Source organism: Sphingobacteriales bacterium, from assembly GCA_016700115.1.
GTDB lineage: Bacteria > Bacteroidota > Bacteroidia > Chitinophagales > UBA2359 > UBA2359.
Map to the genome: position 1 here is coordinate 1,509,541 of CP064999.1, position 14,037 is coordinate 1,523,577.

At 42.0% G+C, this 14,037-nt stretch carries 13 protein-coding genes; 8 read left to right on the forward strand and 5 right to left on the reverse strand.

Features of this window, described 5'->3' with window-relative positions; translation table 11 throughout:
- Positions 1–56 precede the first annotated feature (56 nt).
- Both IPM47_05265 and gyrB read right to left on the reverse strand, forming a co-directional pair.
- On the reverse strand, positions 57–698 hold the full coding sequence (locus IPM47_05265) for a hypothetical protein (protein ID QQS30360.1): 642 nt from the start codon (positions 696–698) through the stop codon (positions 57–59).
- Between the two features lie 157 nt (positions 699–855).
- Positions 856–2,787 carry a DNA topoisomerase (ATP-hydrolyzing) subunit B gene (gene gyrB, locus IPM47_05270; GenBank protein QQS30361.1) on the reverse strand — a complete coding sequence of 644 codons (1,932 nt, stop codon included), beginning with the start codon at positions 2,785–2,787 and terminating at the stop codon, positions 856–858.
- A 379-nt stretch (positions 2,788–3,166) separates the two neighbouring features.
- Between gyrB and mutY the strand changes: the two genes are divergently transcribed.
- Complete coding sequence (gene mutY, locus IPM47_05275) at positions 3,167–4,222, forward strand: A/G-specific adenine glycosylase (protein ID QQS31388.1); 1,056 nt, start codon at positions 3,167–3,169, stop codon at positions 4,220–4,222.
- 15 nt (positions 4,223–4,237) lie between these two features.
- Here the strand turns inward: mutY and IPM47_05280 are convergent, their stop codons facing one another.
- Complete coding sequence (locus tag IPM47_05280; protein QQS30362.1) at positions 4,238–4,837, reverse strand: ribonuclease HII; 600 nt, start codon at positions 4,835–4,837, stop codon at positions 4,238–4,240.
- A gap of 260 nt (positions 4,838–5,097) precedes the next feature.
- Between IPM47_05280 and IPM47_05285 the strand changes: the two genes are divergently transcribed.
- The 7 genes from IPM47_05285 (at position 5,098) to IPM47_05315 (ending at position 10,900) form a co-directional block, all read left to right on the forward strand.
- Complete coding sequence (locus IPM47_05285) at positions 5,098–6,861, forward strand: M23 family metallopeptidase (GenBank protein QQS30363.1); 1,764 nt, start codon at positions 5,098–5,100, stop codon at positions 6,859–6,861.
- 160 nt (positions 6,862–7,021) lie between these two features.
- The gene (locus IPM47_05290) at positions 7,022–7,534 is read left to right on the forward strand and encodes a LemA family protein (GenBank protein QQS30364.1); all 513 of its coding nucleotides are present in this window, start codon (positions 7,022–7,024) and stop codon (positions 7,532–7,534) included.
- A 59-nt stretch (positions 7,535–7,593) separates the two neighbouring features.
- Positions 7,594–8,187 (forward strand): TlpA family protein disulfide reductase, encoded by a 594-nt coding sequence (locus IPM47_05295; protein ID QQS30365.1) that lies wholly within the window; start codon positions 7,594–7,596, stop codon positions 8,185–8,187.
- Positions 8,188–8,349: 162 nt separating this feature from the next.
- The gene (locus IPM47_05300) at positions 8,350–8,907 is read left to right on the forward strand and encodes a nucleotide exchange factor GrpE (GenBank protein ID QQS30366.1); all 558 of its coding nucleotides are present in this window, start codon (positions 8,350–8,352) and stop codon (positions 8,905–8,907) included.
- 118 nt (positions 8,908–9,025) lie between these two features.
- The gene (gene dnaJ, locus IPM47_05305) at positions 9,026–10,159 is read left to right on the forward strand and encodes a molecular chaperone DnaJ (protein ID QQS30367.1); all 1,134 of its coding nucleotides are present in this window, start codon (positions 9,026–9,028) and stop codon (positions 10,157–10,159) included.
- 76 nt (positions 10,160–10,235) lie between these two features.
- A complete protein-coding gene (locus IPM47_05310) occupies positions 10,236–10,580 on the forward strand; it encodes a DHCW motif cupin fold protein (protein ID QQS30368.1) in 345 nt (114 codons plus the stop codon).
- Positions 10,581–10,597: 17 nt separating this feature from the next.
- On the forward strand, positions 10,598–10,900 hold the full coding sequence (locus IPM47_05315) for a DUF1330 domain-containing protein (GenBank protein QQS30369.1): 303 nt from the start codon (positions 10,598–10,600) through the stop codon (positions 10,898–10,900).
- A gap of 70 nt (positions 10,901–10,970) precedes the next feature.
- On the opposite strand, the gene pssA is transcribed toward IPM47_05315, so the two are convergent.
- Entirely contained in the window at positions 10,971–11,705 is a 735-nt protein-coding gene (gene pssA, locus IPM47_05320; protein ID QQS30370.1) for a CDP-diacylglycerol--serine O-phosphatidyltransferase, read from the reverse strand.
- 348 nt (positions 11,706–12,053) lie between these two features.
- Positions 12,054–14,012: an alpha-1,4-glucan--maltose-1-phosphate maltosyltransferase gene (locus tag IPM47_05325; GenBank protein ID QQS30371.1), complete on the reverse strand. Its 1,959-nt coding sequence runs from the start codon at positions 14,010–14,012 to the stop codon at positions 12,054–12,056.
- Positions 14,013–14,037 lie beyond the last annotated feature (25 nt).

Consider the following 14,037-nt stretch of genomic DNA (forward strand, 5'->3'; position numbering starts at 1 on the left):
TTTTTAAAGTGGTTAATGTTTTGTGTTATCTGTGGAAATAAGGCATGTAAAGACTTTCAATATAGCCAGTGCAAAAGTCCGAAAAAAGCCAGATTAGCTGTTAAAACGATTGCAGGAAGGGCGAATCCGGGTTGAAGTAGATCGGTGTGTATATATTTATCTGTTTCTTCGGCTATCCGTGTGGCTAATTTACCTTCGTTTTCGGGGGTGATGGCTTCGCCGTTGGCGGCACGTTCAACAATTTCAGAAATTGGCACGACTGACTTGATAAAATTCAGTACTGCCCGGACGGCAAAAGGCATATTATCTAATTTATCAAAAAAGCGCTCAATAAGTTTCGATCCTCCACTGATTGCAGCACCGGTCGTTTTATTTTTATCCAAAAAGGCAGTTAATTTATAAACGGTATATCTATAGAGATAATCTTTATTTTGGACATACGCATATTGTATCACTTTTTGGATGGCAAATTTATAGCCGATCAGGCAATAAATAATCGGAAAAATAATCAACATAACTATTCCAAAAGCTATGAGCGGAAAACAAACCTCTGCTCCTGCGTTGGCACATATATCGGGCAAATAGATAAATAACAGAACGTTGAGCAGTAGCCCTGCAAGGCAAAAAAATAAAAAACGACTGACTGCAATCCATGAAGCGCGGGCAACAAATGCGAGTAAAGACTTAATACCGGCCATATTTAAAAATCGGGTTTGAAAGATTACTCGCCGGTCATTGCCGGCTAACCGTTGTATCAAATTTATATAACATCAGGTTGAATAAACAGGTAGCAGCGATTTAAGGTACTAAATTGATTACCCTGAAAGAATTCAGAAATTCTCCGATCATTTTTTATCAGGTATCTATTCTTGCGTATTTAGCGTGTTTTTCAATAAAATCTCTTCTTGGTTCGACATCATCCCCCATCAGCATTGAAAAAATGCGGTCTGCCTCTGCAGCACTGTCAATAGTTACTTGTTTCAGAATCCGGCGGTTTGGATCCATCGTTGTTTCCCAAAGCTGTTCGGCGTTCATTTCCCCCAAACCTTTATATCGCTGAATATTGACCACCCGATTAGGATCATCGTTTCCGGCAAGTTTTTGAACTGCTGCATCCCGGTCATCGTCGTTCCAGCAATAGATAAAATCTTTTCCGCGTTTGACCAAATAAAGCGGTGGAGTGGCGATATAAATATAGCCTCGCTCAATCAGGTCTTTCATTTGACGGAAAAAGAAGGTGAGTATCAGGGTGGTGATATGACTTCCGTCCACATCGGCATCACACATAATGACCACCTTGTGATAGCGGAGTTTATCGGTATTGAGTTCCTTGTTTTCGTTTTGAAACACTCCGAGTGCCATATAGATATTTTTAATCTCTTCGTTGTCGTAGATTTTATATTCCATGGCTTTCTCGACGTTGAGGATCTTACCTCTTAGGGGCATGATGGCCTGAAAGTTGCGATCCCTTCCTTGTTTGGCGGTACCCCCTGCCGAATCTCCCTCAACCAGGAACAATTCACAGGCTTCGGGGTCTTTGTTTGAGCAGTCTGCCAGTTTTCCGGGCAAGCCGCTGCCTGTTAAAGCGGTTTTTCTTTGTACCAATTCGCGGGCTTTTCGGGCAGCATTACGCGCTGTGGCGGCGAGAATTACCTTTTCAATGATAGTTTTGGCCTGACGCGGGTTTTCTTCCAAAAAAGCGACAAGTTTATCGCCAACCACCCCTTCTACAATACCTGCAACTTCCGAGTTGCCCAATTTGGTTTTTGTTTGCCCCTCAAACTGCGGCTCAGGTACTTTCAGCGATATCAGCGCTGTCAATCCTTCGCGAAAATCATCTCCGGTAATTTCAACTTTAACCTTGCTGAACAATCCGTTTTTTTCGGCATAAGTTTTAAATGTGCGGGTTAGCGCTCTGCGAAATCCCGATACATGGGTTCCTCCCTCTATGGTATTGATATTGTTAACATAAGAATGGACATTCTCGTTGTAAGTGGAGTTGTACTGAAGTGCTACTTCAACGGTAACCATATCCCGTTCTCCTTCCATACAAATCGGCGTTTCAATCAGAGAGGTCCGGTTAGCGTCGAGATATTTTACAAATTCAGACAATCCTCCCTCAGAAAAAAATTCATCTTTCTGATAATTGCCTTTTTCGTCTTTTTCACGCAAGTCGGTCAAGGTAATTCGAATGCCTCTGTTCAGAAATGCAAGCTCGCGCAAACGGGAAGCAAGGGTTTCGTAATTATAAGTCAGTACGGTAAATATCTGAAAATCGGGTTTAAACGTGGTTGTTGTACCTGTATTCTCGCTTTTACCGATTTGCTTTACAGGATATGCCGGAACTCCACGCACATATTCCTGAACAAACAACCCGCCGTCCCTTTCTACTTCTACTTTCAGGTTTTCGGACAACGCATTGACACAAGAAACCCCTACCCCGTGCAAACCGCCCGATACTTTATAGGTATTTTTGTCAAATTTACCTCCTGCATGTAATACCGTCATTACAACTTCAAGTGCCGACCGCCCCTCTGCAGTATGAATAGCTACCGGAATTCCGCGCCCGTCATCTTTCACACTGATTGAGTTGTCTTCGTTGATAACAACATCTATATTTTTGCAATAACCTGCAAGTGCTTCATCAATGGAATTATCCACAACTTCATACACCAAATGGTGTAAACCTTTGAACCCGATATCGCCAATATACATTGCCGGTCGTTTCCTGACAGCCTCTAATCCTTCGAGTACCTGAATACTATCGGCACCATAATTGCTTTGCATAAATTCTGTATGTTTTGCGAGTTTTACTAAACTTTGTATGAAACATTATTTGGTGTAAAGATACTGCTTTAACATCAATAATCTAATTTTAAATCTTATTATCTGTCAGACGCATCCATCAAATAGCCGGTATAAAACCATCGGGTGGTTTAAATTGTTCGCATCAATGCCGAAATATTTAGTTTTAGCTATTTTTTTTAGATGGGCAACATCATTGCAGCAGCGATACTTGTACCGCTTAAATTCACCTCATCAGATCTCATGATTAATTCCTCCTAAAACAAACCATAGTTATCTCTTTCTCTTATAATTGACTACTTTAGCTACCATTTTCAACAGGTCTGTTCAATCAGCACAAACCCACACGCTTGTTTTGCATCTGTTCACCCAAAAACTGCTGAAATGGTGGCATCATCACCAACGCCCCCTGCCCTGGAAACAAACCGATGATGCCTATTCTATTTGGCTTTCTGAAATCATTTTACAGCAAACCCGTATAGATCAGGGATTGCCTTATTACCTGAAGTTTAAAGCTATGTACCCTACGGTGAAAGATTTAGCAGACTCCTCTTTGGATGAAGTCATGCGCCTTTGGGAAGGATTGGGGTATTATGCCCGTGCGAGAAACATGCACCAAACCGCCAAATACATAGCAAACGAATTGCAGGGAAAATTTCCCGATACCTATTCGGACATAAGGCAGTTAAAAGGCATTGGTGATTATACCGCCGCCGCTATTGCTTCTTTTGCGTTTGGCTTGCCCTATGCCGTAGTTGACGGCAATGTTTACCGGCTTTTGTCCCGTTGTTTCGGCATCTTTACTCCCATAGATTCAACGCAGGGCAAAAAACAGTTTTTGGCATTGGCGCAACAACTGATGAGCGAAACTGAGCCTGCATCTTTTAACCAGGCCATCATGGATTTTGGGTCCGTTCAATGCAAACCGGTTAAACCCGATTGCGGTTTTTGCCCGATGCAAACGATTTGTGTGGCTTATCGCGACAATACCGTTTCCCAGTTGCCGGTCAAACAAAAAAAACTCACCCGTAAAACCCGATATTTTACTTATTTCATGCTGCAAACACCAAAAGGAGGCCGGTTATTGAGAAAAAGAACCGCTAAAGATATTTGGGAAAACCTGTACGAATTTTTGTTGGTTGAAACTGATCTGGAACCTGATGCAGGCATTTTACAATCACATTTTCGGGAAAATCAGATTTCCTGTATTTACCTCACCGAAAAAAGTCTGTATAACTCCAGAATTTGGAAACAACAACTTACCCATCAAACCATTGTTGCCCGTTTTTTGGAAACGTCCATTTCAGACCCGGAAATATGGCTTCGACAGGGCTTTGTAGAAGTGGAGGCTGAAAATATCGGGAACTACGCATTTCCCAAAATTATCAACAACTATTTACAGCATCGCCCAATTTGAATGCGTTTTCATGCCTCAAAACAAACCCATCTGTTGGTTTTCGGGAAGTAGTTTAAACGATAGGCGATGATAAGGTGAGGGTCCATGAACCTGTATAGCTTTGCGGTGCTGAACAGTAGGATAACCCTTGTTATGATCCCATCCATACATTGGAAACTCCTCGTGAAGGCGCATCATATAATCATCGCGGCCGGTTTTGGCTAATATAGAAGCGGCAGCAATATGGGTATAAAGCGCATCACCTTTTACCACACATTGATGCGCAACTTTTGGGAATGGGGTAAACCGGTTACCGTCAATTGCTGCAAAACCGGGTGATGGGTTTAATTGCGCTAACGCCCGGTGCATGGCAAGAATAGACGCTTTGAGGATGTTGATACGGTCAATTTCGTCCGGCAAAACAATTCCAATAGCCCAGGCTATGGCTTCTTGTTCTATGATATGTCTTGCTGCTACCCGTTTCTGATGACTGAGTTGTTTGGAATCATTTACCTCATCATATTTAAAGCCGGGGGGTAAAATGACCGCAGCCGCAAATACAGCACCGGCAAGGCAACCCCTTCCGGCCTCATCACAACCTGCTTCTGGTAATAGGTTTTGGATACGGGGCAGCATGGTCAGTGTCTTTTTCAGGCAAAGTTAGATAGTCCGTGATTTGGTATTATTAAATCGAAGAATTAATTCTGCGGACATTCCTGTTATTTTCAAAAAATCAACTGTCCAACAGTGTTTGAGTTGATTAAAAAAGGTATTATCTCTAAAACAAGGATATATTTCTTATCTTTGTCAAAAATCTTGATTAGCATTGAGCATAAAAGGGTTTCTCAAACCCAAGGTGTGTAGTTTGTATGGAGCAGTTTCTATAGATTAACGGTATGAATAAAGTATTTTTCCTCGTTTTTAATATCGTTGCAGGGGTCGGCTTGCTCACCCTTCCTTATATAAAAACTGCAAATGCTGAACGGGAAATTAAATTGGCGAAGCGCGAATATCCACAAAATTATTTTAGCCAACCGATGGATATTCCGATGCGGCTGACCGGAAATTTTGGCGAATTGAGGTCTAACCATTTCCACACCGGCATTGACTGTAAAACCAATGGTCAGGAAAATTTAAATGTTTACGCACTTGCTGACGGGTTTGTTTCAAGGGTTGCAGTTTCACCGCGTGGTTATGGAAATGCACTTTATATAGATTATCCGAATGGTTTTACAAGTGTGTATGCACATATCAACAGTTTTTCCGGAGAAATCGGCGACTATGTGAAACGGAAACAGTACGAACTGCAAAAATTTGAAATTGACGAAAAAATCCCTCCTTCTCTCTTACCGGTTACAAAAGGGCAGTTAGTCGCCAAATCGGGCAATACAGGCTCTTCAAACGGACCGCACCTGCATTTCGAAATGCGCGATACAGAAACGGAAATAGCCATCAACCCGCTGCTGTTTGGGTTTCATGTTCCGGATGATATCAAACCTACGATTACGCAATTGGCCATCTATGGCTTTAAAGGTGAAACATCCGGCTATCAATCGCCAAAACTTTATGCGACCAAATTGCAGAACGGCAATTATGTTACCGCACAAAACCTGTTAAAAGTTAACCACCCTCGGGTGGGCCTTGGCATAAAAACACAAGATAAGAAAAACGAACTATACAATATCAACAACGTGTATGGGCTTAAAATGTACGATAACGGCAATCTGTTGTATGCTTTTGAAATGGAGCAAATCGGATTTTCCGAAAGCCGTTATATCAATGCCCATATTGATTATATGCTAAAAAAACAGGAAAAAGGACTCGTTCAAAAATGTTTTGTCGAACCCGCCAACAAATTATCAATTTACCAACAGGCAATCAACAACGGCATCATCAACCTCAGTGACGGTCTTTTGCACAAAATTGTAATTGAAGTCAACGATTTTAACAACAATATATCTACCGTAAGCATCATGTTGCAATATGACCCTTTGCAACCTTTGTCCCCGGTTACTGAGGCTCCTTACAATGCTCAATTCAGTTGTTTTACAGACAATTCTTATCAAAATGACTTTTTGAAACTTCATCTGCCTTCCGGCTGTCTGTACAATGATTTGTTTTTTCAATACGATATGAAACCTGCAACTCAAACAGATATCTATTCTTCTCTGCATCAGATTCACCTGAATGAGGTCCCTATTCACAGCTATTGCGATATAGCCATCAAACCAACCACTCTTCCTTTCGAGTTGTATGATTACGCACTACTCGTATTTAAAAACAATACAGGAAAGGTTACCCCCTTAAAAAGCCGATGGGAAGGCAATTTTCTGACCGGTCAGACAAGGGAGTTCGGACAGTTTTATATTACCACAGACATCAAAAAACCGACTATAACTGCGGTCAATATTGTACCCGGAAAGCTGATGACCAAAAACAAATCTATTCAACTGAAAATTTCGGACAATCTTTCGGGCATTGATTCCTTCAACGGTTATATTGACAACCGTTGGGTACTGATGGAATACGATCAGAAAAGTGCACGGATTTGGCATACTTTTGACGAAATTACCGGAGCGCCCGGCACTCACGAATTTAAATTAGTGGTCAGGGATGCCAAATACAATACCGCAGAATTTGTCGCAAAATTTAAAAGGTAACTGATTGCTTTTCTAAAGAAGGAAGCGAACACCACAAAACGAATTACCTTTGCAGGTTGAAAAGTCTTAGAAGTTTCGCCTTGCTTGTATATTTTGTTTTTGTATTCCATTCATTGTCTTATTATGATGTCCATTCTCTGAACCCCAACAACACAGGCTAATGATATTACTCATCGTATTGCTCACATTGGTTGCTATGTTGGTCGGATTGTATCGCAATTTGCAGCGCAGACAATTTTTAATCCGGGCAGCCTTTAAGCAATTGGATGAAATAATTGGCCAAGCTTCGGAAACAGCGGGCAAATTTGTCGAAACTCTGCGGGAAACAAAAGGGAATGACCTGAACGAATTTACCATCATTAACCAACTTCGATGGCAAACTACCTCCCGAAAGGTTTCGGTGGAAAATAAAGCACAGGCATTGAACGAACTGATTTTGCAGTTTGAACGGATGTGCCGGCAACCGGAACAGCAAAACAATTTAAAGGATATTCCTCAACTCGGCAACCTTTACCAAACCTGGGAAAACACGCTCAACCTTCTCGACACGGAAAAAGAAACCTACAATTACGCCATTCTGGACTATAATAATATCATCAAAAAATTTCCTTACAAACAGTTTGGACGCTTGCTTCGCATCTTGCCAAAAACCGCTCTTCAAATTTCAAACTAAAGCACAAGACCTCTTGTGTTGCTGTTGATCTTTGCATTTATTTTTATTAACCCCCAAGTTTGAATCTCGTGTTAGTCCAACATCATACCGGTCCCGGTTTTAATCTTTTAAGAATTGGTTTGTTCATTTTTCTGGCAATATTCAGTGCTTGCGACCTGTCTTCCGGAAGGTTAATAAATGGTGCTGTGGCTCCGGAACTTGCAATGTATGATGTCCACGGAAATCTTCTGAGTTCGAAGGAGATTTTGGCAGAGAAAAAGATAATCCTGATAGACTTTTGGGCATCGTGGTGCAAACCCTGCCGGCAAACAAATCCTGAGTTGGTAAAACTATATGAAAAGTATAAAGATGCCGACTTTGGAACAGCTCAGGGTTTTACCATCATCAGCGTATCGCTCGATACCGATAAAACCGCATGGTTAAACGCCATCGAACAAGACAATTTGATTTGGCCGCACCATGTATGCGATTTTAAGGGGTTTGCCTCTCCTGCTCCGGTGGTATTTCAGTTTGAGAAAATACCGACTACCTATCTCATCAGCGAGCGGGAGATAATTATTGGAAAGGACCAAACCATCAAATGGATGGATTATGAACTGAGTCGGCGGGTGGTGAAGGCAGGAAAAAAAGAAAACGATAATACAGGCAGTTAATATGTCATTTTGTATAGCATGTTCAAAAACAGGGGGCTGAAATTTCACGCATTTATACTTATCGCTGTCATAATGTCAGCAAATTGAATATGGCAAGGTGTTTGCGTTGATGATTTGTTAATCCTGACTACCCATGTCAAACATCCAATTATTATATAAACTATGAGCGAAAAAGATTTCCCGATAGAATTAGAAAATCAACCCGAGCAAAATATTATTGAGCCGGTCGAAGAAACCATACATCCGGTCGAAGAAGTCATTGCCAATTTACCCTTGGAAGAAGAAGTACAAAAACTATCCAAAGAGCTGAAAGAAGTACAGGATAAGTACCTTCGCCTCTACGCAGAATTTGATAATTACCGGACAAGAACCCGAAAAGAGTTTGCCGATTTGGTGAAGACCGCATCCAAAGATGTAATTACCGAACTTCTGCCCATATTGGACAATTTCGAACGGGCATTCAAATCGTTTCAGGGAGATGCCGAAATGGCCAAAGGGTTTGAACTCATCCAAAACCAACTGATACATCAGTTAGGGTTGAAAGGACTCAAGCCGATGCAGGCAATCGGACAGCCTTTTGATGCTGATCTCCACGAAGCCATCGCAGAAGCACCCGCTCCGTCTGAAGAACAAAAAGGAACCGTATTGGATGAAGTGGAAAAAGGTTATTTCCTTTACGACAAAATCATCCGTTACGCCAAAGTCGTTGTGGGCAATTAAGTATATTCAAAAGTTAAAATCCCCCCGTTTTTCTGGAATACAGTTAGATTCCCCGCACTTATCAAAAAGTTAACCCCCCTTTTATTTTTCAAAATTAGCTTATAAAGCTGCCAAAAACATGCAAAAGAGAGATTATTACGAAGTATTGGAAGTAACCAAAACTGCAACTTCCGAAGAAATTAAAAAGGCCTACCGAAAAGTAGCCATGAAGTATCACCCCGACGTAAATCCCGGAAATAAGGAAGCGGAGGAACTTTTTAAGGAAGCAGCAGAAGCCTATGAAGTATTGAGCAATTCCGAAAAACGCGCCCAATATGACCGTTTCGGACATAGCGGAATGCGCGGTAACATGGGGGGTGGGTTTACGAACCCGGAAGATATATTTTCTCATTTCGGCGATATTTTTGGCGATTTATTTGGCAATAACTTCGGAGGTAGAGGAGCGAGCACACAAAGACGCGGCAGCAACCTGAAAACCAAAATCAAGTTGAGCCTGGAAGAAATTTCAGAGGGTGTTCAAAAAAACATCAAAATCAAAAAATATGTTGCCTGCAATACCTGTAATGGTATTGGCGCAAAAAGCAAAGAAGGCGTTAAAACCTGCAGCACTTGTCAGGGACATGGGCGGGTCCGGCAGGTTACCAATACCTTTCTCGGGCAAATGCAAACAACGATTACCTGTCCCCACTGCGAAGGACTGGGTACGGTGGTTACAAACAAATGTTCAACATGTAGCGGAACAGGACGACAGTATGGCGAAGAAACCATCTCAATAGATATACCTGCCGGAGTGAATGAAAACATTCAACTTTCCATGACCAACAAAGGAAATGTCGGTGAAAGAAACGGCCCTTCAGGCGACCTGATCATCACCATCGAAGAGTTGCCACACGAACACCTCAAACGGCAAGGCTCCGATGTTATCTATTCGCTTTATATCAGTTTTACCGATGCCGCAATCGGCAACAACAATATAGAAGTGCCTACGCTGAAAGGAAAAGCTAAAATTAAAATCCCGGCCGGCACGCAATCCGGTAAAATTTTCAGGCTGAACGGAAAAGGGCTGCCCAATCTGAACGGTTATGGCCGGGGAGATCAGGTGATTGAAGTAAATATCTGGACCCCTCAACAACTGACCCCTAAAGAAACCGAACTGCTCGAACAACTTCGCCACCTGCCCAATTTTCAGCCTAAACCTGAAAAAGGCGAAAAGGGGTTTTTTGAAAAAATGCGCGACTATTTTAACGGGTAAGTAACGAATAACCCCCTATTTGCTTCCATATCCGGCTGCCGTTATTTTTCTATGATTAAGCCTGTTTCAGAAAATTATGAGCCATATACCTTTCCAAACGATTGACTGGGATTCGGTCGAAAAAACGGAACATTCCGGAGAAACAGGAACTGCTATTTGGCAAACCATACAATTTGAAGGGCTGAGAATCCGGTTAGTAGAATACAGCAACAACTATCTGGCGGATCACTGGTGTCAGTTAGGGCATCTCATCTATTGTCTTGAAGGCGAATTTATAACCGAATTGAGTTCCGGACAGCGCATTAAACTTTCGAAGGGCGATACTTATGTGGTCTCAGACCAGCTCAGTTCCCATCGCTCTTTTTCAGAAAATGGCACAAAACTGCTGATTGTAGATGGTGATTTTTTGAAACTTACCTGAAAAAATTTGCAACAGGCATGATCTATATCACCCAACTCATTTATATTGCCGAAGGGCAGGAGGATGTTTTCGACCAATTTGAGGACATCGCTATCCCTGCAATAGCCAAATACAACGGAAAGCTATTGTTCAGAGTAAGACCGGATAAGCAATCTTATATTGAACAAAATATTGACCCGCCTTATGAAATCCACCTTGTTGTTTTCGATTCGGCACAGGATTTCGAAAACTTTAAACAGGACGAAGCGCGCAAAAAATTCCTTCACCTGAAAGAGCAATCTATCAGAGAATCTGTGATAATTCAGGGGGAGGTAATTTAACCTGAACCTTTGAGTTCAACAACAAGATTTGAGATTGTCCTACATACTTTGGCAATCGGAGCAAGATTTTTTATTCCGTAACAGACGGCTGCTCAACCTGCGCTTTTTTCCCAATTCCCAACAATTTTTGAACAAGCGCTACCCCTATATAAATCAAAATAGAGACAGCGATGCCCAACCCTCCAAGCAGAGCGATAAGGGCTAACCCAATTGCAACTGCGATATATTTTATTTCATTTCCTTTCCAGCCGAGATGTTTAAATTTCAAAGGGGGCATTGGCAACTCAGCAACTAATAGCAAGGAAAAAACAAGAGTAACGGCATATAAAAATACCGGCTTATAAATAATCGCAGCAAGTCCGTAGGTATCGTTTTGAGCAATCAATACCAAGGCTATCATAAACATGGTACAAGTTGGAGTAGGCACCCCTATAAATCCGTCTGTTTGCCGGGTATCAATATTAAACTTTGCTAAACGGATGGCCGAAAAAATGGTAATTAACATGGCCGGCAAAGGTTGCCACCACGAAACGGTATAACCGATTGCTTCATAAATAAGCTGATAAAGGACAACCCCCGGCAATACCCCGAATGTTACCATATCTGCCAAAGAATCCAATTGCATTCCAAGTGGTGAAGATACTTTCAGCATCCGGGCAGATAATCCGTCAATAAAATCGGCAAATGCGGCGGCAATAATCAAATGAGGCACCCATACCATTTGACCCTGAAAGGCTAAAATAATTGCAGTACATCCTAAAGCGAGATTGAGCAAGGTAATGAAGTTCGGCACTTGTCGTTTCATAATGTTAAATATTCGTGTTGTTAATGCTGTTCTAATTCAAATTGAAATAGTCGTAAATTTAAATTCAGGCCTGATTTCCTGAATACACCCAACTTATTTAAGACTTATTACCGGGCGGTTTTGTTACTGCTTTTCAAACTTTTGCGACTTTTGGGGTTTATCGTTATGTTGACGTTTATGTAAAGATTTGTTGTGTTCTGATTTGGGTAAGTGTATAAATCGAGTCTTAACTTTAGTAAAACCCTTTATCTTCAACTCCTTCCACATTGCAGGCTGATAGCCTTCAACTGCAAGCGTCTTCTCCTATAATCATCTCCTGAAAAACGCCTATCGTCCGGTGTCATTCTGCTAAGAACTCCACATCATTTTTTTGATTTTAAACAGGTGGAAAGGCAATTCAGGGCCAAGTTCCACATAATTCATTTCCTTTTCCCAGATATAGCTGTTGCCACTGATTAAATCCTGCATCACCAATTTTTCACCCGGGTTTGTCTTCATTTCTTTATAGGGCAAACTGACCATTCCGTTCTGACGATGGTAGGGGTCAAGGCTCACCACCATCAACAGTTGATTGTGATGGTCGGGAGTAGTCTTGAAATAGGCCAAAAGGTGATTGTTTTCGATGGGGCAAAACGAGATATTGTTATAGTTTTGCAGGGCGAGATTTTCCTTTCTTATTTTGTTAAGCAGCGTAATCAGATAGGTGAGCCGGTTGGCATGTTCCCAATTCCAGTGTTTTAACTCATATTTTTCCGAGTTAAAGTATTCTTCTTTACCCGGAATTGCCTGAAACTGCATAAACTCAAAAACAGGTCCGTATATTCCGTAGCTCGAACTTAAAGTTGCCGCCAAAAACAAACGGGTCATAAACACGGCCTCGTTGCCGGTTTGCATGATATAGGGGTTAATATCGGGGGTGTTTGGCCAGAAATTGGGTCTGAAATATTCTTTTGAATCCGTTTGGGTGAGTTCGGTCATATATTCGACGATTTCGTGTTTATGGATTCGCCAGGTAAAATAGGTATAGGATTGTGAGAATCCGATTTTGGCCAATTGGTGCATGATTTTAGGGGCGGTAAAGGCTTCGGAGAGGAAGAGCACATCGGGATGTTTCTTTTTTACTTCCGAAATCAGCCATTCCCAAAACCTGAATGGTTTGGTATGCGGATTGTCCACCCTAAAAATGGTAATTCCCTGTTCGGCCCAATATAAGGCTATGCTTAACAACTCATCCCAGAGGTTTTGCCAGTCGGAGGTTTCAAAAAAGATGGGTAAAATGTCCTGATATTTTTTGGGCGGGTTTTCGGCATATTGCACGGTTCCGTCCGGTCGCCATTTGAACCATTGCGGATATTTTTTTACATACGGATGATCGGGCGCACATTGCAATGCGAAATCCATGGCAATTTCTATTCCTAAAAGTTTGGCTTCAGTCAGCAGGGCAGTAAAATCTTCCATTGACCCCAACTGCGGATGCAGTGCTTTATGTCCACCGAGTTGGGAACCGATGCCCCAGGGCGAACCCACATCTTCGGGTTCTGCTTTTGTCGAATTGTTCTTGCCTTTTCTGTTCACCTCTCCGATGGGATGGATGGGCGGAAAATACAACACATCAAACCCCATTTGGGCTACACGGGGCAACAGTTTGAGGCAGTCTTTAAACGTTCCGTGTTTCCCTTCTTCCTGTGATGCTGAACGGGGGAAAAATTCGTACCAGGTGCTGAACAAGGCTTTGTACCGGTCAACGTAAACTTGCAGGAAGGGGGAGGTTACGGCATAGTCTTTCGTGGGGTATTTCAAAAACAAATCGTGCAGGCTTTCAGACTGTACATATAAAATGGCTTCCTGATAGCGGGTTTCATCTTTAAATAAATGAATGGCATAATTCAACGAACCGCTTTCTTCTTCTGTACAATGGGGGATGATTTTTTCTAAAAACTGCACCCCTTCGAGCAGTTCGGAATTGATATGTTGTCCGTCATCAATTTTCCGGATTGCCCCATGTTGCCAGGTAAGTGCATAATCTATCCATGCTTCGATGGCATATTCATAAATCCCCTGTTGATGTACGGTAAACGCAGCAGCCCAAAGATCGTTGGTTTCGGTGGTCATTTGAACATTTTGCCAGGTTTTGGCGCTGTGAAAACGGTATTTCAGAATGGCCGCAACGGTATCATGTCCATCTGCCAAAATATCAGCTTCTACATATACCTGTTGGCCGACTACTCGCTTAACAAGATGCTTTCCTCCATCTAACTGAGGAACTATGTTTTCGATGACTACTCTACTTTGACCGGATTGTTTCATCAGAACAGTTTGAAATTGGTTGTAC